We start from the raw sequence: 19,120 nt of genomic DNA, 5'->3' as shown, positions 1-19,120 counted from the left end.
GGCCTGTCGCGGTTCCTAGAATTGACCGGTGACCGCCAGCCCCCGCTCCGCCGCCGACCTGCCCAAGTCGTGGGATCCGGGCGCGCTGGAGTCGGCCATCTACCAGAAATGGGTGGACGCCGGTTACTTCAAGGCCGACCCGACCAGTTCCAAGCCCGGGTACTCGATTGTGCTGCCGCCGCCGAACGTCACGGGCAGCCTGCACATGGGCCACGCGCTGGAACACACGATGATGGACGCCCTGACCCGTCGCAAGCGCATGCAGGGATACGAGGTGCTGTGGCAGCCGGGGATGGATCACGCCGGCATCGCGACGCAGAGCGTCGTGGAAAAGCAGCTCGCGGTCGACGGCAAGACCAAAGAGGACTTCGGCCGCGAGCTCTTCGTCGACAAGGTCTGGGATTGGAAGCGCGAGTCCGGCGGCGCCATCGGCGGCCAGATGCGTCGCCTCGGCGACGGGGTCGACTGGGACCGCGACCGGTTCACGATGGACGAGGGCCTGTCCCGCGCGGTCCGGGCCATATTCAAACGGCTCTACGACGCGGGGCTGATCTATCAGGCCGAACGACTGGTCAACTGGTCGCCGGTGCTCCAGACGGCGATCTCCGATATCGAGGTCGACTATCAGGAGGTCGAAGGCGAACTGGTGTCGTTCCGGTACGGGTCGCTCGACGACTCGCAGCCACACATCGTGGTGGCCACCACCCGGGTCGAGACGATGCTCGGTGACACGGCGGTCGCGGTGCATCCCGACGACGAACGCTACCGCCGCCTGGTCGGCACCACGCTGCCGCACCCATTCCTCGATCGGCAGTTGATCATCGTCGCCGACGAGCACGTGGACCCCGAATTCGGCACCGGCGCAGTCAAAGTCACGCCTGCGCACGACCCGAACGACTTCGAGATCGGGCTGCGTCACGAGTTGCCGATGATCTCGATCCTCGACACCAAGGGACGGATCGTCGATACCGGAACACAATTCGACGGGATGGACCGCTTCGAAGCTCGTGTCGCCGTGCGTGAGGCGCTGGCCGCGCAGGGCCGGGTGGTCGCGGAGAAGCGTCCCTACCTGCACAGCGTCGGGCACTCGGAGCGCAGCGGCGAACCGATCGAGCCCCGGCTGTCGCTGCAGTGGTGGGTCCGGGTGGAGTCGCTAGCCAAAGCCGCCGGCGACGCGGTGCGCAACGGGGACACCGTGATTCACCCGGCCAGCCTGGAACCGCGCTGGTTCGGCTGGGTCGACGACATGCACGACTGGTGCATCTCGCGACAGCTGTGGTGGGGCCACCGCATCCCGATCTGGTACGGGCCAGACGGCGAACAGGTCTGTGTCGGCCCGGACGAGACCCCGCCACAGGGCTGGACCCAAGACCCCGACGTGCTGGACACCTGGTTCTCGTCGGCGCTGTGGCCTTTTTCCACGCTGGGCTGGCCGGATAAGACTCAGGAACTGGAAAAGTTTTATCCGACAAGTGTTTTGGTGACCGGATACGACATCCTGTTTTTCTGGGTAGCGCGGATGATGATGTTCGGCACCTTCGTCGGCGGCGACGACGCGATCACGCTCGGCGGCTCCCGCGGCCCGCAGGTGCCGTTCACCGACGTCTTCCTGCACGGGCTGATCCGCGACGAGTTCGGCCGCAAGATGAGCAAGTCCAAGGGAAACGTGATCGACCCGCTGGACTGGCTGGAGATGTTCGGGGCCGATGCGCTGCGGTTCACCCTCGCCCGTGGTGCCAGTCCCGGCGGCGACCTGTCCGTCGGTGAGGATGCCGTCCGGGCGTCGCGCAACTTCGTCACCAAGCTGTTCAATGCCACCCGCTTCGCGTTGCTCAACGGCGCGCAACTGGCACCGGTGCCGCCGGCCGCAGAGCTGACCGATGCCGACCGGTGGATCCTGGGGCGGTTGGAAGAGGTTCGCGCCGAGGTGGATTCGGCGTTCGACAGCTACGAGTTCAGCCGGGCCTGCGAGGCGCTCTACCACTTCGCGTGGGACGAATTCTGTGACTGGTATGTCGAAGTGGCAAAGGTGCAGCTCGCCGACGGGCTCATCCACACCACCGCGGTGCTGGCCGCGGCCCTCGATACGCTGCTTCGGCTGCTGCACCCGGTCATCCCGTTTGTCACCGAGGAGCTGTGGCAGGCCCTGACGGGGGAGGAGTCCCTGGTCATCGCCGAGTGGCCGAAGCCCTCCGGTATCAGCCTGGATCAGGTTGCGGTGCAGCGTGTCAGCGATATGCAGCGGTTGGTCACCGAGGTTCGCCGGTTCCGCAGCGACCAGGGTCTGGCCGACCGGCAGAAGGTGCCGGCCCGGCTGGCCGGTGTCGAGGACAGCGGTCTGAGCACTCAGGTGTCCGCGGTGACGTCGCTGGCGTGGCTCACCGCGCCGGGCCCCGAGTTCAACCCGTCGGCATCGGTGGAAGTTCGGTTGAGCGGCGGCACCGTCGTCGTCGAACTCGACACCTCGGGCACCATCGACGTCGCCGCCGAGCGCCGCCGCCTGGAGAAGGACTTGGCTGCAGCGCAGAAGGAATTAGCCTCCACTGCAGCTAAATTGGGCAACACTGACTTCCTGGCCAAGGCGCCGGAACAAGTCGTCACCAAGATCCGCGACCGTCAGCGGGTTGCTCTAGAGGAAACCGAGCGCATCAACACCAGGCTGGCCGGGCTGCAATGACCGACGAGCCCGACTGGCTCGACGAACCTGGGCCCACCAGCTCTGCTCCGGCGCCGGATGCCGCTCCGACGCCGGACGAGATCGCGTCCCTGTTACAGGTCGAGCACCTGCTGGACCAGCGTTGGCCCGAGACGAAAATCGAACCGAGCCTGACCCGTATCAGCGCCCTGATGGATCTGCTCGGCTCGCCGCAGCTCGGCTATCCGTCGATCCACGTCGCGGGCACCAACGGAAAAACGTCAGTGGTGCGCATCATCGACGCGCTGCTGACCGCGCTGCACCGGCGCACCGGCCGCACCACCAGCCCGCATCTGCAGTCGGCGATCGAGCGCATCGCGATCGACGGAAAGCCGATCAGCCCAGCGCAATACGTGGCGACCTACCGCGAGATCGAGCCGTTCGTCCAGATGATCGACGCTCAGTCGCAGGCCGTGGGCGGTCCGGCGATGAGCAAGTTCGAGGTGCTGACGGCGATGGCATTCGCGGCCTTCGCCGATGCGCCGGTCGAGGTCGCCGTGGTCGAGGTCGGCATGGGTGGGAGCTGGGATGCCACCAACGTGATCAACGCGCCCGTCGCGGTCATCACCCCGGTCGGCATCGACCACGTCGAATACCTCGGTGAGGACATCGCCGGGATCGCGGGCGAGAAGGCGGGCATCATCACCAAGGCGCCAGAAGGTGCGCCCGACACCGTCGCGGTCATCGCCCGCCAAGTGCCAGAGGCGATGGAAGTGATTCTGGCACAGACTGTTTCGGCCGACGCCGCCGTCGCGCGTGAGGACTCGGAGTTCGCGGTGCTGAGCCGTCAGGTCGCAATCGGCGGGCAGGTCCTGGAGCTGCAGGGCCTCGGCGGGGTGTACTCCGACATGTACCTGCCGCTGCACGGCGAGCACCAGGCGCACAACGCGGTGGTGGCTCTAGCGGCGGTCGAGGCCTTCTTCGGCGCCGGTGCGCAGCGTCAGCTCGACGTCGAGGCGGTGCGGGCCGGTTTCGCCGCCGTCACGAGTCCGGGCCGGCTGGAGCGCATGCGCAGCGCGCCAACGGTTTTCATCGACGCCGCCCACAATCCCGCCGGAGCGGCCGCGCTAGCGCAGACCCTGGACAGAGAATTCGACTTTCGCTACCTGGTCGGGGTCCTGTCCGTTATGGCAGACAAGGACGTCGACGGAATCCTGGCCGCGCTGGAGCCGGCGTTCGATGCCGTCGTCGTGACCCACAACGGGTCGCCGCGGGCACTGGATGTCGAGGCGCTGTCGCTGGCCGCCCAGCAGCGGTTCGGGCCCGACCGGGTGCTGACCGCCGAAAACCTGCGCGACGCGATCGACGTCGCGACCGCGCTGGTCGACGATGCCGCCGCCGAGGGCGAAGCGGAAGAGTTTTCCGGCACCGGGATGGTGATCACCGGCTCGGTGTTCACCGCCGGGGCGGCGCGTACCTTGTTTGGTCGTGACCCCCAATGACCGATAGCGAGCAGAACCCGCCGCCGGCCGACCCCTGGAAGAGCTTCCGGGGCGTGATGGCAGCAACGCTGATCCTGGAGGCGATCGTGGTGCTGCTGGCGATCCCGGTGGTCGGTGCGGTCGGCGGCGGATTGACCTCGGTGTCCCTGGGCTATCTGGTCAGCGTGGCCGGGTTGCTCATCGTGCTGTCCGGAGTGCAGGGCAGGCCCTGGGCGATCTGGGTGAACCTGAGCGTGCAGGTCGTCGTCCTCGCCGGGTTCGCGGTGTACTCGGGCATCGGATTCATCGGCGTGTTGTTCACCGGGCTGTGGCTGCTGATCGCCTACTTCCGCGCCGAGGTCCGTCGCCGTCAGCGGCAAACACCGCCGGGCTGAGTCGCGATTCTTTCTGTACGCTGACCGCCGTGACGGAACGGACCCTGGTACTGATCAAGCCCGATGGCGTCGAACGGCGGCTGATCGGCGAGATCATCAGCCGCATCGAGCGCAAGGGCCTCACGATCGCGGCGCTCGAGCTGCGCAGCGTCAGCAAAGAGCTGGCCACGCAGCACTACGCCGAGCACGACGGCAAGCCGTTCTTCGAGTCGCTGCTCGACTTCATCACGTCGGGGCCGGTCGTGGCGGCGATCGTCGAGGGACCGCGCGCCATTGCGGCGTTTCGGCAGCTCGCGGGGGGTACCGACCCGGTGGAGAAGGCCATCCCGGGCACCATCCGCGGTGATTTCGGGCTGGAAACGCAGCTGAATCTGGTGCACGGATCCGACTCGGTCGATTCAGCCAAGCGCGAAATCGCGCTATGGTTTCCCGGCGCTTAGGCCCTTAGACCCACTCCCCGTCGCCGGGGTTCCAGGTCAGGCTCGTTTGGGCCCGCGGCGTGATGTGGGATACTGACTGCGGGTGAACGTCGCCGGACCGGCGTCAGACACCCGAATGAAGACTTAGACAAGCGCGACCATTGCCAGCTCGCAATGTTGCGCCGCATGTCAGGCCGACATTCAGCACGGTACCGAGTGGGTTCTAGCCGAGCCGCTCGGGGCAAGACCATCACAAGTCCGGGAGAAGTGACCCGGGTACATAGCGAAGCCCTCGCGTGGCCGCGTCGACAAGACGCGCCCGGGGGCTTGAGGAGAATAAGTGATAGACGGTGACCAAACTTCAGACAGTTCAACTGTGCCGGCCCAGGAGGACCTGCCGGACCGTTTGAGAGTCCATTCACTGGCACGAGCACTGGGAACGACCAGCAAGCGAGTGGTCGACGCGCTCAGCGCACTGGATGGACGCATCCGCAGCGCGCATTCCGGCGTGGACTACGAGGACGCGATTCGGGTGCGCGATCTGTTGTCGCCGCGGCCCCCGGAGAACTTCGTGGCCTTCAGCAGCGCGGAGGTCGCTTCACCTGGAGAAACCGCGTCCCGGACGACGGTCGAGAACGCGATCGACCGCCCCGCCTACATGCCGCTGTTCGTGGCGCCACAGCCCGTGGCGACCGACGTTCAAAGCCGCGCCGACGACGGCGTCGACACTGAGACCGACGATTCCGATGACGGTGACGACGACGAGGAACAGGCCGACCGGCCGGCTAACCGGCGGCGGCGCCGGGGCCGGCGGGGCCGCGGCCGGGGCCGTGGCGAACAGGGCGGGTCCGACCTGGACGACGACGGTGACGGCGAGCAGCGCGGCCAGAGATCCGCTGACTCCGACGACTCGGACGACTCCGACGATCAGGACTCGGACGACTCCGACGACGACAACGGCGCCGATGACGGTTCGCCGGACAGCGCCAACCGGCGTCGTCGCAGGCGTCGTCGTCGTAAGTCGGGTTCGGGTGACGACAACGACGACAGCTCCTCCGCGCCCGACGATCCGCCGAACACCGTGGTGCACGAACGAGCGCCGCGCGGCAAGGGCGGCTCATCCGATGACGGCAGGGGCAACAACGGCTCGAGCAATGCCGAGATCAAGGGCATCGACGGGTCGACGCGGCTTGAGGCCAAGCGGCAGCGCCGCCGCGACGGGCGTGACGCCGGACGGCGCCGCCCGCCCGTACTCACCGAGGCCGAATTCCTGGCGCGCCGCGAGGCCGTCGAACGGGTCATGGTGGTGCGCGACCGAGTCCGCACCGAGCCGCCGCACCCGGGTGCGCGCTACACGCAGATCGCCGTGCTCGAAGACGGCATCGTGGTTGAGCATTTCGTGACATCGGCGGCGTCGGCGTCACTGGTCGGCAACATCTACCTCGGCATCGTGCAGAACGTGCTGCCCTCGATGGAGGCGGCCTTCGTCGACATCGGTCGCGGCCGCAACGGCGTGCTGTACGCCGGCGAGGTCAACTGGGAGGCCGCGGGGCTGGGCGGGGCCGAGCGCAAGATCGAAAAGGCACTCAAGCCAGGCGATTACGTTGTCGTCCAGGTCAGCAAGGACCCGGTCGGACACAAGGGCGCCCGATTGACCACCCAGGTCTCGCTGGCAGGCCGCTACCTGGTTTATGTCCCGGGGGCCTCATCGACCGGGATCAGCCGCAAGCTGCCCGACACCGAGCGCCAGCGTCTCAAGGAGATCCTGCGTGAGGTGGTGCCGTCCAACGCCGGAGTGATCATCCGGACCGCGTCCGAGGGTGTCAAAGAAGAAGACATCCGTGACGACGTCAACCGACTGCAGGAGCGATGGGAGCAGATCGAGGCCAAGGCGGGCGAGACCAAAGAGAAGGCCGCCGGCGCGGCAGTCGCGCTGTACGAAGAGCCCGACGTGCTGGTCAAGGTCATCCGCGACCTGTTCAACGAGGACTTCGCCGGTCTCATCGTCTCTGGCGACGAGGCGTGGAGCACCATCAACGACTACGTGAATTCCGTTGCGCCCGATCTAGTTTCGAAGCTGACGAAATACGATCCCCCGCCCGTTGCGGACGGGCAGCCCGGGCCGGACGTGTTCGCGGTGCACCGCATCGACGAGCAGCTGACCAAGGCGATGGAGCGCAAGGTGTGGCTGCCCTCGGGTGGCACCCTGGTCATCGACCGGACCGAGGCCATGACGGTGGTCGACGTCAACACCGGCAAGTTCACCGGATCCGGCGGCAACCTCGAGCAGACGGTCACCAAGAACAACCTCGAGGCGGCCGAGGAGATCGTGCGTCAGCTGCGGCTGCGGGACATCGGCGGCATCGTGGTCATCGACTTCATCGACATGGTGCTCGAGTCCAATCGCGACCTGGTGCTGCGGCGGCTCACCGAGTCGCTGGCCCGGGACCGCACCCGCCACCAGGTGTCCGAGGTGACATCGCTGGGCCTGGTGCAATTGACCCGCAAGCGACTGGGAACCGGTCTGATCGAGGCGTTCTCGACGTCGTGCCCGAACTGCGGCGGCCGCGGGATCCTGCTGCACGCCGATCCGGTCGACTCGGCCCCGTCGAACGGGCGCAAGTCCGAGTCGGGCGGCGGCCGTCGCGGCAAGCGGTCGAAGAAGAATCGATCCGAAGAGCCCGCCGATCAGCCCGCCGTCGCCAAGGTGCCCGTGCATGCGCCGGGCGAGCATCCGATGTTCAAGGCGATGGCCACTCGCGACAACGGTGACGTCGAGGAGGCCGGCGAGGACGTCACCGAGATCGACGAGCAGACCCAGGTGGAGGGTGAGGGTCCCGCCGACCTGGAGGACACCGACTCCGATGCCTTCGAGGACGACGACACCGATCAGGACACCGACGACGTCGACGAGGAGGACTCGGTCGACGAGGATCTCGACGACGAGGATCTCGACGATGACGACGAAGACCTCGACGACGACGAGGATCTCGACCTTGACGACGAGGACGAGGATCTCGACGACGACGAGGATTCCGACGACGAAAACGGTTCGCCGAACGGGTCCGACAGCGACTCGGGCTTCGGACGTCCGCGTCGCCGGCGCGCGGCGGGCAGACCGGCAGGTCCGCCCATCCACGCGGACTGAACCGTCACGCGGCGGCGGGCACGATCGGCAGAAGACGGGCACCTCGGCGCTTTGGCCGGCCTCCGGCGCTGTGTGGAGTTAGCTAGAAGCTAAGATATGCCTGGAAGGATCGATTTGTCCGGTTGCTGACGCTGGTCTCGGGGGAGCGCGGATCCCGCTGCGGCGGGCCCGGGTGCTGGTTTGACCCTGTAGCCGCTGGTCACGTACCCTTGGACAGTTGTCGTCAAGCCGGGCAGCTGACTTCGGCGGACGACAGGCGGGAAATTCTCCCGCTCCCCAGACCCACCACGCGCATCGCAGTTGGTACGCGCGCGGAAGACGTGAAGAAGAGGCAGGAGCAACGATGGCGACCTACGCAATCGTCAAGACCGGTGGCAAGCAGTACAAGGTTGCCGTCGGCGACGTGGTCAAGGTCGAGAAGCTCGAATCCGACCCCGGCGCCCAGGTGTCGCTGCCGGTGGCGCTCGTGGTTGACGGTGCGACCGTCACTTCCGACGCTGCCGCGCTGGCCAAGGTAGCCGTGACCGGCGAGGTGCTCGAGCACACCAAGGGCCCGAAGATCCGTATCCACAAGTTCAAGAACAAGACCGGCTACCACAAGCGTCAGGGTCACCGTCAGCAGCTGACGGTCCTGAAGGTCACCGGAATCAAGTAGCGGGAGGCGACAGACATGGCACACAAAAAAGGCGCTTCCAGCTCGCGCAACGGTCGCGACTCCGCCGCTCAGCGGCTGGGCGTCAAGCGATTCGGCGGCCAGATCGTCAAGGCCGGCGAGATCATCGTCCGCCAGCGTGGCACCCACTTCCACCCCGGCGTCAACGTCGGCCGTGGCGGCGACGACACGCTGTTCGCGACGGCGGCCGGTGCGGTCGAGTTCGGCGAGAAGCGCGGCCGCAAGACCGTCAACATCGTCGCGGCCGGGCAGACCACCGACTGAGGTCGTCGCGCCCGTGCATGCGGGTAGCTGAGAGGACCCCCGATGCCTCGGTTCGTCGATCGAGTCGTCATCCACGCCCGAGCTGGCTCCGGCGGTAACGGCTGCGCCTCGGTTCATCGCGAGAAGTTCAAGCCGCTCGGCGGTCCCGACGGCGGCAATGGCGGCCGCGGCGGCAGCATCGTCTTCGTCGTCGACCCCGCTGTACACACGCTGCTGGACTACCATTTCCGTCCGCACGTCACCGCTCCCAACGGCAAGCAGGGGGCGGGCAGCAACCGCGACGGCGCGGCCGGTGCGGACCTGGAAGTCAAGGTGCCCGACGGCACTGTCGTGCTGGACGAAAACGGCCGGCTGCTCGCCGATCTGGTCGGCGCGGGCACCCGATTCGAAGCGGCCGCCGGCGGCCGTGGCGGGCTGGGCAATGCGGCGCTGGCGTCGCGGGCGCGCAAGGCACCCGGCTTCGCGCTGCTCGGTGAGCCCGGCCAGGCGCGCGACCTCACCCTCGAGCTCAAGTCCGTGGCCGATGCCGGCTTGATCGGCTTTCCGTCCGCGGGCAAGTCGTCGTTGGTATCGGTGATCTCGGCGGCCAAACCCAAGGTCGCCGATTATCCGTTCACCACGCTGGTTCCCAATCTCGGCGTCGTCTCGGCCGGCGAGCAGTCGTTCACCGTTGCCGACGTGCCCGGCTTGATCCCGGGCGCCTCGCAAGGCCGGGGCCTGGGGCTGGATTTCCTGCGCCACATCGAGCGATGCGCGGTGCTGGCGCATGTCGTCGACTGCGCCACTGCTGAGCCCGGCCGCGACCCGATCTCCGACATCGACGCGCTGGAAGCCGAACTCGCCGCCTACACTCCGACCCTGCAAGGCGATGCGGCGCTGGTCGACCTGGCCGAGCGGCCGCGGGCAGTGGTACTCAACAAGATCGACGTACCCGAGGCCCGTGAGCTTGCCGAGTTCGTCCGCGACGAGATCGCCGAGCGCGGTTGGCCGGTGTTCCTGGTATCGACGGCAACCCGGGAAGGGGTGCAGCCGTTGATCTTTGGGCTGCAGAAGATGATCTCGGAGTACAACGCCTCGCGCCCGGCGCCGGTAGCGCGACGCCCGGTGATCCGCCCGGTTCCTGTCGACGACAGCGGTTTCACCGTCGAGTCCGATGGCGAGGGCGGCTTCGTGGTCACCGGGGCCCGGCCCGAGCGCTGGATCGGCCAGACCAATTTCGACAACGATGAAGCGGTGGGTTATCTGGCCGATCGCCTCGCGCGCCTCGGTGTCGAGGAGGAGCTGTTGCGGCTGGGCGCACAGCCCGGCTGTGCGGTGACCATCGGCGAGATGACATTCGACTGGGAGCCGCAAACCCCAGCAGGCCAACAGGTTCCGCTGACGGGCCGCGGCACCGACGCACGGCTGGAACGCACCGAGCGCATCGGTGCCGACGAACGCAAGGCCGCCCGGCGTCGGCGGCGCGAACGCGGTGACGAGCTGTGAGTGTTCATCGCGAAGCCATCCGCACCGCTCGCAGTCTGGTCGTCAAGATTGGGACCAACGCGCTGACCACACCGTCCGGGGTGTTCGACGGGGGTCGGCTGGCCGGCCTGGCCGATGCGATCGAGGCGCGCATGAAGGCCGGCACCGACGTGGTCATCGTGTCCTCGGGCGCCATCGCCGCCGGGATCGAGCCGCTCGGATTATCCCGTCGTCCAAAGGATTTGGCGACCAAGCAGGCTGCGGCCAGCGTGGGCCAGGTCGCGCTGGTGAACGCGTGGAGTGCCGCGTTCGCACGTTACGGCCGTATGGTCGGGCAGGTACTGCTGACCGCACACGACATTTCGATGCGCGCCCAGCACACCAACGCCCAGCGCACCCTGGACCGGTTGCGTGCGCTGCACGCGGTGGCGATCGTCAATGAAAACGACACGGTGGCCACCAACGAGATCCGGTTCGGTGACAACGACCGCCTGTCGGCACTGGTGGCCCATCTGGTGGGCGCCGAGGCGCTGGTGCTGCTCTCCGACATCGACGGCCTCTACGAGGCTGATCCGCGAAAGACCAACGGCGCCCGCTTCATTCCCGAGGTTGCCGGTACGTCGGACCTTGTCGGTGTGGTGGCCGGTCCGGGCAGCGCGCTGGGCACCGGCGGCATGGCGTCGAAGATGTCCTCGGCGCTGCTGGCCGCCGACGCCGGGGTGCCGGTGCTGCTGGCCGCGGCATCGGATGCCGCGACGGCGCTCACCGACGCCGCGTCGGGTACGGTGTTCGCCGCTCGGCCCGCGCGGATGTCGGCCCGGCGGTTCTGGGTGCGATATGCCGCCGAGTCCGCCGGTTCTCTCAGCCTCGACGCCGGCGCGGTGCGCGCGGTGGTGCAGCAACGCCGCTCCCTGTTGGCCGCCGGCATCACCGCCGTGACGGGCCGGTTCTACGCAGGCGACGTCGTCGAATTGCACGGACCGGACGCGACCATGGTGGCCCGCGGCGTGGTCGCCTACGACGCGGCCGAGCTCGCGACCATGATGGGGCGGTCGACCTCGGAGCTGCCCGACGAGCTGCGCCGGCCCGCCGTGCATGCCGACGACCTGGTTGCCGTCTAGTACGCGGTCTTCAGATACAGTGTGTTCCAAATGATTTCGGCCAGGGTCGCGGCCAGCTCGGCGTCAAAAGATTCCGGCGCGCCGGGCAGATTCTGCTGGCACGCCCGCTCGGCCATCCACGTCAAAGCGCTGGCCGTGGTGGCGGCGGATAGCTCCGGGCGAATCGAACCGTCGGCCTGGCCCTCTTCGATCACCCGGGTCAATCGACCGGTGATCGCGGTCAACAGATTGCGGTACGTCGCCCCGACCACCGGGTCGTAGCCCGACATTTCGTTGAGCGCGATGAGCACCGGCTGATGGCGCCGATAACTGGCCACCAGGCTCGTCATCGCCGCGCGCACGTCGGCCGGATCGTGGCGCCCCGCCACGCTCCACCACCGATTCGCGCTGTCAGCCAGATCGGCGAACACCTGTCCGGCGAGCCGGCGCAGCAGATGACCCTTGTCCTCGAAGTAGATGTAGAAGCTCGCCCGCGAAATCCCGGCCTCGGTCGACAGCCGGTCCACGCTGAGCTCGGTGAAACTGGCCCCGCCACGCATCAGTCGCTCGGTGGCGTCCAGCAGGCGGCGCTCCATCTCCTCGCGCCGCTGCTGGCGCGACTGCTCGCGCTTCGGCTGCGGCGTGCGGGTGACCGAGGGCATTTGCCGAGCATAACTGACATTTCAACATCTTGACTAGACATAGTGTCTAGGCATAGTGTTCCCCGCAGTTTCATGACGTGATGGAGGGCAAACGATGGCAGTACTGACCGGGCAGTCCGGCCGCCCACGCGCCTACGACGCGATTGACCTGTCCTCGCGCGAGTTCTGGTCGACGACGGCGGCCGACCGCGAGCGCTCGTTTGCTGTGCTGCGGGCCGAGCGGCCGGTGAGCTGGCATCCTCCCGTCGAAGACGCCCTGATGCCGGATCCCGACGACCCCGGCTATTGGGCGGTCACCCGGCGCGCGGACATCGCCACGGTCAGCCGCGACAGCGAGGTCTTCCTGTCCGGCAAGGGGGTGATGTTCGAAAGCATTCCGGTGGAGCTGCTTGAGGCGTCCCAGTCGTTCCTGGCGATGGACCCACCGCGGCACACCAAGCTGCGCAAACTCGCCCACGCCGCATTCACGCCGCGGCAGGTCCGCCGCATCGAGGAATCGATCCAGGCGAACGCGAAGGCGATCGTGGAGGAGCTCCGCGACGCCGGCAGCGGAGCGGATTTCGTCGACCTCTGCGCCAAGGAGCTGCCCATCCGCACGCTGTCGGACATGGTCGGCATTCCCGAGTCCGAGCGGGAGCGCATGGCACATGCCACCGATGCGCTGGTGTCGTGGGCCGACCCCGACTTTCTCAATGGGCGCCCCGCACTGGAGGTCATCTTCGAACAGCAGATGTACCTGCACCAGGTCGTCGGCACGCTCGCCGCGCAACGCCGCGAGCAGCCGGGCGAAGATCTGATCAGCAGCCTGGTGCATGCCGAGGTGGACGGCGACCGACTGACCGACGCCGAGGTGGCCGCGTTCTTCGTGCTGCTCTCGGTGGCGGGTAACGACACCACCCGTCAGACCATGAGCCACACTATGAAAGCGCTCACTGATTTCCCGGCCCAAAGGGCTTGGCTGCTAGCCGATTACGAGAACAGGATCGGCGTGGCGGTCGAGGAGTTCGTTCGCTGGGCGACCCCGGTCATGACCTTCCGCCGCACGGCGGCAACCGATTTCGAGCTCGGCGGCCAGAGAATCGCCGCGGGTGAGAAAGTGGTGATGTTCTATTCGTCGGGTAACTGGGACACCGATGCCTTCCAGCATCCGGATCACTTCGACCTGGGCCGCAGCCCCAATCCTCATGTCGGATTCGGGGGCGGCGGACTGCATTTCTGCCTGGGTGCCCATGTGGCGCGCGCACAACTGCGCGCCTTCTTCGGTGAGCTGCTGAGTCAGCTGCCCGACATTCAGGCAACCGAGGCGACGTACGTGGCGGGCAACTTCGTGCACGCGGTGCGCAGCCTGCCCTGCACGTTTTAGTGCAGGGCCAGCGGCGCCGGCGCACCGCCTAATTCCGAGGCGAGTAGCACCAAAAGCTCCGAGCATCCGCCGTCGAGTTTGACGGTGGCCAGGTTGTCACCGCGGGTGGGTCCGCGGTTGACGATGGCGACCGGGATGCCTCGTGCGGCAGCGTGCCGCACGAATCGGTAGCCGGAGAATACCGTCAGCGACGAGCCCGCGACCAGCAGCGCGTCGGACTCGTCGACTAGCGAAAAGGCTTGTGTCACAGTTTCTTTAGGAACGCTTTCGCCGAAATAGACGATGTCGGGTTTGAGCATGCCGGTGCAGCGCGGACAGTCCAGATACTGAAATGACGTGGTATCGGCGACGACGGCGTCGGCATCGGGCGCCACCGCCAGGCCTCCGATGGCCTCGGTGCGTTCGATGAATCCCGGGTTGAGTGCCTCGAGTTCGTCGGCCAACGCGGCGCGGCTCATGGTGCCCCCGCAGCTCAGGCAGATCACCCGTGCGTAGGTGCCGTGCAGATTGATCACGTTGTCACTGCCGGCCTTGGTGTGCAGCAGGTCGACGTTCTGGGTGATCACGCCGGTCACCACCCCGGCAAGCTCCAGCGCGGCCAGCGCCCGGTGCCCCGCATTCGGCTGCGTCGCGTCCATGTGCCGCCAGCCCACGTGGTTGCGTGCCCAGTACCGCTGGCGGAACGCCGGATCCGAGGTGAACTGACGAATCGTCATCGGGTTGCTTGGCGGCGAATCTGGCCCTCGGTAGTCGGGAATGCCCGAGTCGGTGGAAATCCCCGCGCCGGTCAGCACCGCGACCCGGCGTCCAGCCAACATCGCGACCAGTTCCGGAGATTCAGGTCGGCCAGGCACGTATTCGAGAGTACGGGTTGATCGTGCGGCGACGTCCGCGCTAGTGGGGTACTCGATTACGCATCCCGGTAGCGCGGGTGCCTACCCATACTTGACGCCTCGGCACGGAAAGGCGGGACGATGACCGAATCCCAGTCCCCGCGGGTGGAAACCTGCGACCTCTGCATCATCGGAGCCGGCATCGCCGGGCTGAACGCTCTGTTCGCGGCCAGCCGGTACCTGTCGCGGGACCAGAAGGTGATCCTGATCGATCGTCGGCCGCGTCCGGGCGGCATGTGGGTCGATGTGTACTCGTATGTGCGCCTGCATCAACCGCATCCGATGTTCACTGCGGGCAACATCGAGTGGACCCTCGACCAGGACCGCGCCCACTTGGCGACCAAAAGGGAGGTGCTCGACCATCTTCGCTATTGCGTTGACGTGATAGCCGAACGCGTGCCGGTCGACGAGTACTTCGGCTGGGAATTCGAGTTTCACGACGAAGTGAACGGAGTCGTGCGGGCTACCTGCCGGGCTGCTGACGGCCGGTTGCTTGTCGTTGAAACCAAGCGATTGATCAAGGCATTCGGCCTGGCAGTCACGCCCAACGAGCCTCTGGACATCTCCAGCAAACGGGTCCATTCGGTGTCACCTGACTTTTGCGACATCCGGTCGGGCGACATCAGGGAAAGCCGTGCGCCGGTGTGGATCATCGGTGGCGGGAAAACCGCGATGGACACCGCACACGCTCTGATTACGGCCTACCCCGGTCGCCAGGTGAATCTGGTCGCGGGCCGGGGAACATTCTTTTCCAGCCGCGACAGGCTGTTACCCAGTGGCGCCCGGAGGTGGTGGACGGGCACCGTACCGAGCACCCTTGCCGCACAGCTGAGTCGCCGGTTCGACGGCACAAACGAATCGGAGGTCCAGGATTGGTACCGCGCCACCTACGGCACGTTCCTGACGCCTCAATCGGACAACTTCGTGTTGGGGGTGTTGTCGGAGGCGGAGAACGAGACGATCTCCGCCGGGCTCAACGATGTCGTCATGGACTACCTCGACGATGTCGTCGATTGCAACGGGACGACCGAGTTGCTACTCCGAAGCGGATCGACGAAGACGATCGAGCCGGGCAGCTGGGTGGTCAACTGCACGGGCTACGTCAAAATCACCGATGACTACCCCTACGAGCCCTACGTTTCGCCCAGCGGCGCAGTCGTTTCGATCAATGTGCGTTCGGCTGTCCTGCACTTGCCCGCATTCATGGGGTACTTCCTGGGTCATCTGCTGTTCTTGGACAAACTCACGCAGATCCCGCTTTATGAACTCGACTGGCAGGGACTGAGAGACGAGGCGCCGATGGCATTTCCGTATGTACTTTTTGCGCTCGTCCAGCACAACCTCAGCCTGATCTACGACAACGTCCCGAGAGCTGTGTTCAGCGAGAACGGTCTTGATTTCGATAAGTGGTACCCGCTACCGCGCCGCTTGCCGGGCCTGGCACGGTTCGTGCTGACGCATCGCCGCGAACGCGAGCGGCAGCGCCGTGTTCTCAACACGGTACGGGAGCGATTCGATATCCGTTGCGGGCCAATTGGTGAGCAGCGCACATTCCGCGCCAAAGCGGACCGGTGAGAGCGGCCGAATGTGTTGAAGCGTAGAACATTTGGTGGTCCCGTTCAGGGGATCAGGATGTAGCTCATTCCCGGTGCCTGGGCGATGCTGCGCGTGTCGAACTGGTGGAAGCCCGTGGTTCGGAATTCGTTGGCCGCGGTGGCCCCGTAACCCATGTTCATTTCGGTGATGGTGAGGCGGTTGCCGTCGACGGCGTCGACCCAGGCGACGTGTCCGACACCGCCGACGAGCGCGCTGCTGAACACCGCGATCGAGTGGGGCTGCGCATCGTTGACGACCGTCCAGCCTGCCGCTCTGGCTTGGTTGGCCCAGTCTTCGGCATTGCCGGTGAGCGCCTTGATGTAGTAGCCGGTGTGGGCGTGTATCTGTTCTTGGGCGCCCCACGTGCAGTAACCCTCGTAGTCGCCGCTAAACGGGTTGTGGTCGATCGTGCGGCCTACGATCGCGGCCGGGTCTCCGCTGGCCGGTGCCGGGGCCATTGACGCTCCCAGCGAAAGGGCGCTGCTCACGGCGATTGCGGCCATGATTCCGCTGCGCTTCATGCGCGTCCTCTCGCCGGCCCATCAACGCGTTACCTTCCTGTTATCGCGGCGAGATCAGAATTCGTTTCACGGCTTCGACTACTCAGTCGCCGGTGCGTTCGAATTTCACGTTTTCGTCATACGATCCCGCACAGCTATCGGTGGCCGTGACCTGCTTGTGGCCGTGTCCCGTCAACAGCGTGATCGGGTTTTGCGGTGGCTCGGGCAGCGGAAATTCCCAATGGAAGTTAGTCGCATCCCTGGTTTGCGATTTGTCGCAGGTCCGCTTGGTGTCCAGGTTGAAAACCCATTTACCGTTCGAAAAGTGGTAGACGTCGTACCCGACCTTGCTGACGCAGCGTTCACCCGTGCGCAGGCAGTCTGTCGCGACGATGGGTTCCCAGGTGCCCGTTTTGTGAGTGTCCAGTGGCGTCTGCGTCGCGTGGTAGCGGCCGTGGAATGCGCTGGCCGGGGATCCGACAGGTGCGGGGAGGCCGGCCGGGTCCGGGAGCGTGTTCACATCGACGTCACCGATCCGGGTAAAGGTGACGGTGCGCTCGGTCTCGCACTCGGGGGGCCCCGTTGCACGGTACTGGCCGGCCACTACTCCGTCGGGTCGCTGCTGCAGAGTGATGACCGTCCAGTATTCGGCGGGGAACTGGCAGCCGTCGAAGCCCGACACGCCTGGTGGCGGAGAGGCCACCGGGTATGCGCCGACCGCATGCCACTGTCCGCCAACGTCATCGAACACAAACGACGATTGCAGGGTTGGCCCTCCGTTTGCCGTCGCTGTTGCTATGCAGCCCGTTTGGCGGCATACCGAACGGACCGACCACTGCCCGGTTGACGGCGTCCCTCCTTCATCCGGCGTGCCATTGGTGGCCGACGGGCCGAAGTCGGCGCGGTAGACGCCGGTGAAGGGGCCGGTGTTGGGAACCGCGACCGGCTTCGGGTTGTCGGGTGGCTTGGAGGATCCGAGGTTGGTGAATGCGATGACAAGGACGACCACGACGGCCGCGGCCGCAATCGCCCCGCCCACCATCGCGATTCGCCGGCGTTTCTGGCCTCGCCCGTCCGCAGCGGGTGGGGCCGGAGGCGAGGTGGCGTCGGTCAGTGCGCCGAACTGGGTGGGCGCGGTCGAAGACGCGTAAGCGGTCGCGGGTAGGCGGGGATCTGGTGCTCGCATGGTGGCCGGTTGCGCGGCTGCGGCCGTCGGCGTCCCGATGCGGTCGGTGACCGCGTCGCGAGCAGCGTTGGCCAATTCCACCGTGGTCGCATAACGCTGTTCGGGATCTTTGGCCATGCCGGTCGCGATCACGTCGTCGACCTCGGCGGGCACGTCGGGTTGAGTGGTCGAGGGTCGAGGCGGCGGTGTGTTGAGGTGTGCGGTAATCAGGTGCGCTGCCGAGCTACCGGGGAAAGGTGGCTGGCCGGTGAGGGATTCGTAGAGCACACACGCCAACGAGTAGATGTCGGCGCGGGCGTCTTCGTGCGCGGTGGCGTCCAGGCGCTCGGGTGCGATGTATTGGAAGGTGCCAATTGTGTCGCCGGACTTCGTCATTCGTGTTTCTTCGATCACACGGGCGATGCCGAAGTCGATCAAGTAGGCGAAATCATCGTGGTCCAGCAGGATGTTGGAGGGCTTGATGTCGCGGTGCAGCAGCCCAACCCGGTGGGCCGCCTGCAGGGCATTGGCGACCTGCTCAATGATGCGCACCGCGCGTACCGGATCCAGTGGTCCGTCGGCCAGGATGGTCTGCAGATCGCGGCCCTCGATGAGCCGCATGTCGACATAGAGTTGGCCGTCGATTTCGCCGTAGTTGTGAATCGGGATGACGTGCGGGTTGTTCAGCCGGGCCGCGGCGTGGGCTTCCCGGCGGAATCGCTGTTGGAACTCCTCATCGTCGGACAAGAACGCGGGCAAGAGTTTGATCGCGACAATGCGGTCGGTTCCGGTGTCGTGAGCCCGCCACACTTCGCCCATGCCGCCGCGGCCCAATAACTCCACCAAGCGGTACCGCCCGAACGGTGTCCCATCCATTTCAGCCTCCCGGCAGCCACGGTCGAGAACACGATAAATCGGGCGACGGCCCCGTACCTAGGAAATGCAATACCCAGACTTCAGTATCTAAGGCCATTCTCATTTCTGAGGCATAGAAAATTCGGGTGTGAGATCCCGGCGCCCTCACGCCTCATCGAGGGCGGGGCGCCCATGCGCTGATCGCGATTTCCGTGCGTCGCGGCCGGCCGTCGACGGAACAATTCACGAGTTCCTCAGCGAGGGCAGTGCGTCCGACATCGAGTTCCATGACGATGACGACACAGCGGTCTGGCGAATCGGCGACGCCAACGCGCAAGAAATTATCGAGCTGTTGACAGATATGCGTCAGAACCTCGGGATGGGGCACTATTACGTCGACGTGTCCACACCCGTTAGGACACTGGTGATTTCGCTCAACGAGTACGCTTAGCCGCGCTTGGTGCACCTACGCGTGCCAGCAAACTTCGGTGAGAAATCAACCTTCGA

The 19,120-nt window shown here is 66.2% G+C and carries 16 protein-coding genes; 12 read left to right on the top strand and 4 right to left on the bottom strand.

Features of this window, described 5'->3' with window-relative positions; genetic code table 11:
* The first annotated feature begins 28 nt into the window (after positions 1 to 28).
* The 9 genes from AAHS21_RS13650 (at position 29) to proB (ending at position 11,600) form a co-directional block, all read left to right on the top strand.
* Positions 29 to 2,677: a valine--tRNA ligase gene (locus tag AAHS21_RS13650; RefSeq protein ID WP_342928187.1), complete on the top strand. Its 2,649-nt coding sequence runs from the start codon at positions 29 to 31 to the stop codon at positions 2,675 to 2,677.
* On the top strand, positions 2,674 to 4,137 hold the full coding sequence (locus AAHS21_RS13645) for a Mur ligase family protein (protein WP_342928186.1): 1,464 nt from the start codon (positions 2,674 to 2,676) through the stop codon (positions 4,135 to 4,137). The genes AAHS21_RS13650 and AAHS21_RS13645 overlap by 4 nt, the downstream gene beginning before the upstream one ends.
* A complete protein-coding gene (locus tag AAHS21_RS13640; RefSeq protein WP_342928185.1) occupies positions 4,134 to 4,511 on the top strand; it encodes a DUF4233 domain-containing protein in 378 nt (125 codons plus the stop codon). Before AAHS21_RS13645 ends, AAHS21_RS13640 begins: the two co-directional genes overlap by 4 nt.
* A gap of 29 nt (positions 4,512 to 4,540) precedes the next feature.
* Positions 4,541 to 4,951, top strand: a complete 411-nt coding sequence (gene ndk / locus AAHS21_RS13635) for a nucleoside-diphosphate kinase (RefSeq protein WP_342928184.1) — start codon at positions 4,541 to 4,543, stop codon at positions 4,949 to 4,951.
* 319 nt (positions 4,952 to 5,270) lie between these two features.
* Positions 5,271 to 8,078 carry an Rne/Rng family ribonuclease gene (locus AAHS21_RS13630; protein WP_342928183.1) on the top strand — a complete coding sequence of 936 codons (2,808 nt, stop codon included), beginning with the start codon at positions 5,271 to 5,273 and terminating at the stop codon, positions 8,076 to 8,078.
* A gap of 343 nt (positions 8,079 to 8,421) precedes the next feature.
* Positions 8,422 to 8,733, top strand: a complete 312-nt coding sequence (gene rplU / locus AAHS21_RS13625; protein WP_096289317.1) for a 50S ribosomal protein L21 — start codon at positions 8,422 to 8,424, stop codon at positions 8,731 to 8,733.
* A 15-nt stretch (positions 8,734 to 8,748) separates the two neighbouring features.
* Positions 8,749 to 9,015: a 50S ribosomal protein L27 gene (gene rpmA, locus AAHS21_RS13620; protein WP_342928182.1), complete on the top strand. Its 267-nt coding sequence runs from the start codon at positions 8,749 to 8,751 to the stop codon at positions 9,013 to 9,015.
* A gap of 42 nt (positions 9,016 to 9,057) precedes the next feature.
* Positions 9,058 to 10,500, top strand: a complete 1,443-nt coding sequence (gene obgE, locus AAHS21_RS13615; protein WP_342928181.1) for a GTPase ObgE — start codon at positions 9,058 to 9,060, stop codon at positions 10,498 to 10,500.
* Positions 10,497 to 11,600, top strand: coding sequence for a glutamate 5-kinase (gene proB, locus AAHS21_RS13610; protein WP_342928180.1), 1,104 nt, complete (start codon positions 10,497 to 10,499; stop codon positions 11,598 to 11,600). The genes obgE and proB overlap by 4 nt, the downstream gene beginning before the upstream one ends.
* Here the strand turns inward: proB and AAHS21_RS13605 are convergent.
* On the bottom strand, positions 11,597 to 12,241 hold the full coding sequence (locus AAHS21_RS13605) for a TetR/AcrR family transcriptional regulator (RefSeq protein WP_342928179.1): 645 nt from the start codon (positions 12,239 to 12,241) through the stop codon (positions 11,597 to 11,599). The genes proB and AAHS21_RS13605 overlap by 4 nt on opposite strands.
* A 94-nt stretch (positions 12,242 to 12,335) precedes the next feature.
* On the opposite strand from AAHS21_RS13605, the gene AAHS21_RS13600 reads away from it, so the two are divergent.
* On the top strand, positions 12,336 to 13,604 hold the full coding sequence (locus tag AAHS21_RS13600) for a cytochrome P450 (protein WP_342928178.1): 1,269 nt from the start codon (positions 12,336 to 12,338) through the stop codon (positions 13,602 to 13,604).
* Here the strand turns inward: AAHS21_RS13600 and AAHS21_RS13595 are convergent.
* Positions 13,601 to 14,422 carry an NAD-dependent deacetylase gene (locus AAHS21_RS13595; RefSeq protein WP_342928231.1) on the bottom strand — a complete coding sequence of 274 codons (822 nt, stop codon included), beginning with the start codon at positions 14,420 to 14,422 and terminating at the stop codon, positions 13,601 to 13,603. The two genes, AAHS21_RS13600 and AAHS21_RS13595, sit on opposite strands and share 4 nt — an antisense overlap.
* A 156-nt stretch (positions 14,423 to 14,578) precedes the next feature.
* On the opposite strand from AAHS21_RS13595, the gene AAHS21_RS13590 reads away from it, so the two are divergent.
* A complete protein-coding gene (locus AAHS21_RS13590; RefSeq protein ID WP_342928177.1) occupies positions 14,579 to 16,072 on the top strand; it encodes an FAD-dependent oxidoreductase in 1,494 nt (497 codons plus the stop codon).
* A gap of 44 nt (positions 16,073 to 16,116) precedes the next feature.
* Here AAHS21_RS13590 and AAHS21_RS13585 read toward each other — a convergent pair whose 3' ends face one another.
* Together AAHS21_RS13585 and AAHS21_RS13580 are read right to left on the bottom strand one after the other, a co-directional pair.
* Positions 16,117 to 16,614 carry a CHAP domain-containing protein gene (locus AAHS21_RS13585; protein WP_342928176.1) on the bottom strand — a complete coding sequence of 166 codons (498 nt, stop codon included), beginning with the start codon at positions 16,612 to 16,614 and terminating at the stop codon, positions 16,117 to 16,119.
* 82 nt (positions 16,615 to 16,696) lie between these two features.
* Positions 16,697 to 18,634 carry a serine/threonine-protein kinase gene (locus AAHS21_RS13580; RefSeq protein WP_342928175.1) on the bottom strand — a complete coding sequence of 646 codons (1,938 nt, stop codon included), beginning with the start codon at positions 18,632 to 18,634 and terminating at the stop codon, positions 16,697 to 16,699.
* A gap of 127 nt (positions 18,635 to 18,761) precedes the next feature.
* On the opposite strand from AAHS21_RS13580, the gene AAHS21_RS13575 reads away from it, so the two are divergent.
* Positions 18,762 to 19,064 (top strand): hypothetical protein, encoded by a 303-nt coding sequence (locus AAHS21_RS13575; RefSeq protein ID WP_342928174.1) that lies wholly within the window; start codon positions 18,762 to 18,764, stop codon positions 19,062 to 19,064.
* Positions 19,065 to 19,120 lie beyond the last annotated feature (56 nt).

Source organism: Mycobacterium sp. 050272, from assembly GCF_039023525.1.
Lineage (GTDB): Bacteria > Actinomycetota > Actinomycetes > Mycobacteriales > Mycobacteriaceae > Mycobacterium.
Note: the sequence above shows the minus strand (reverse complement) of the source record. Positions and strands in the feature narration are given on the sequence as shown.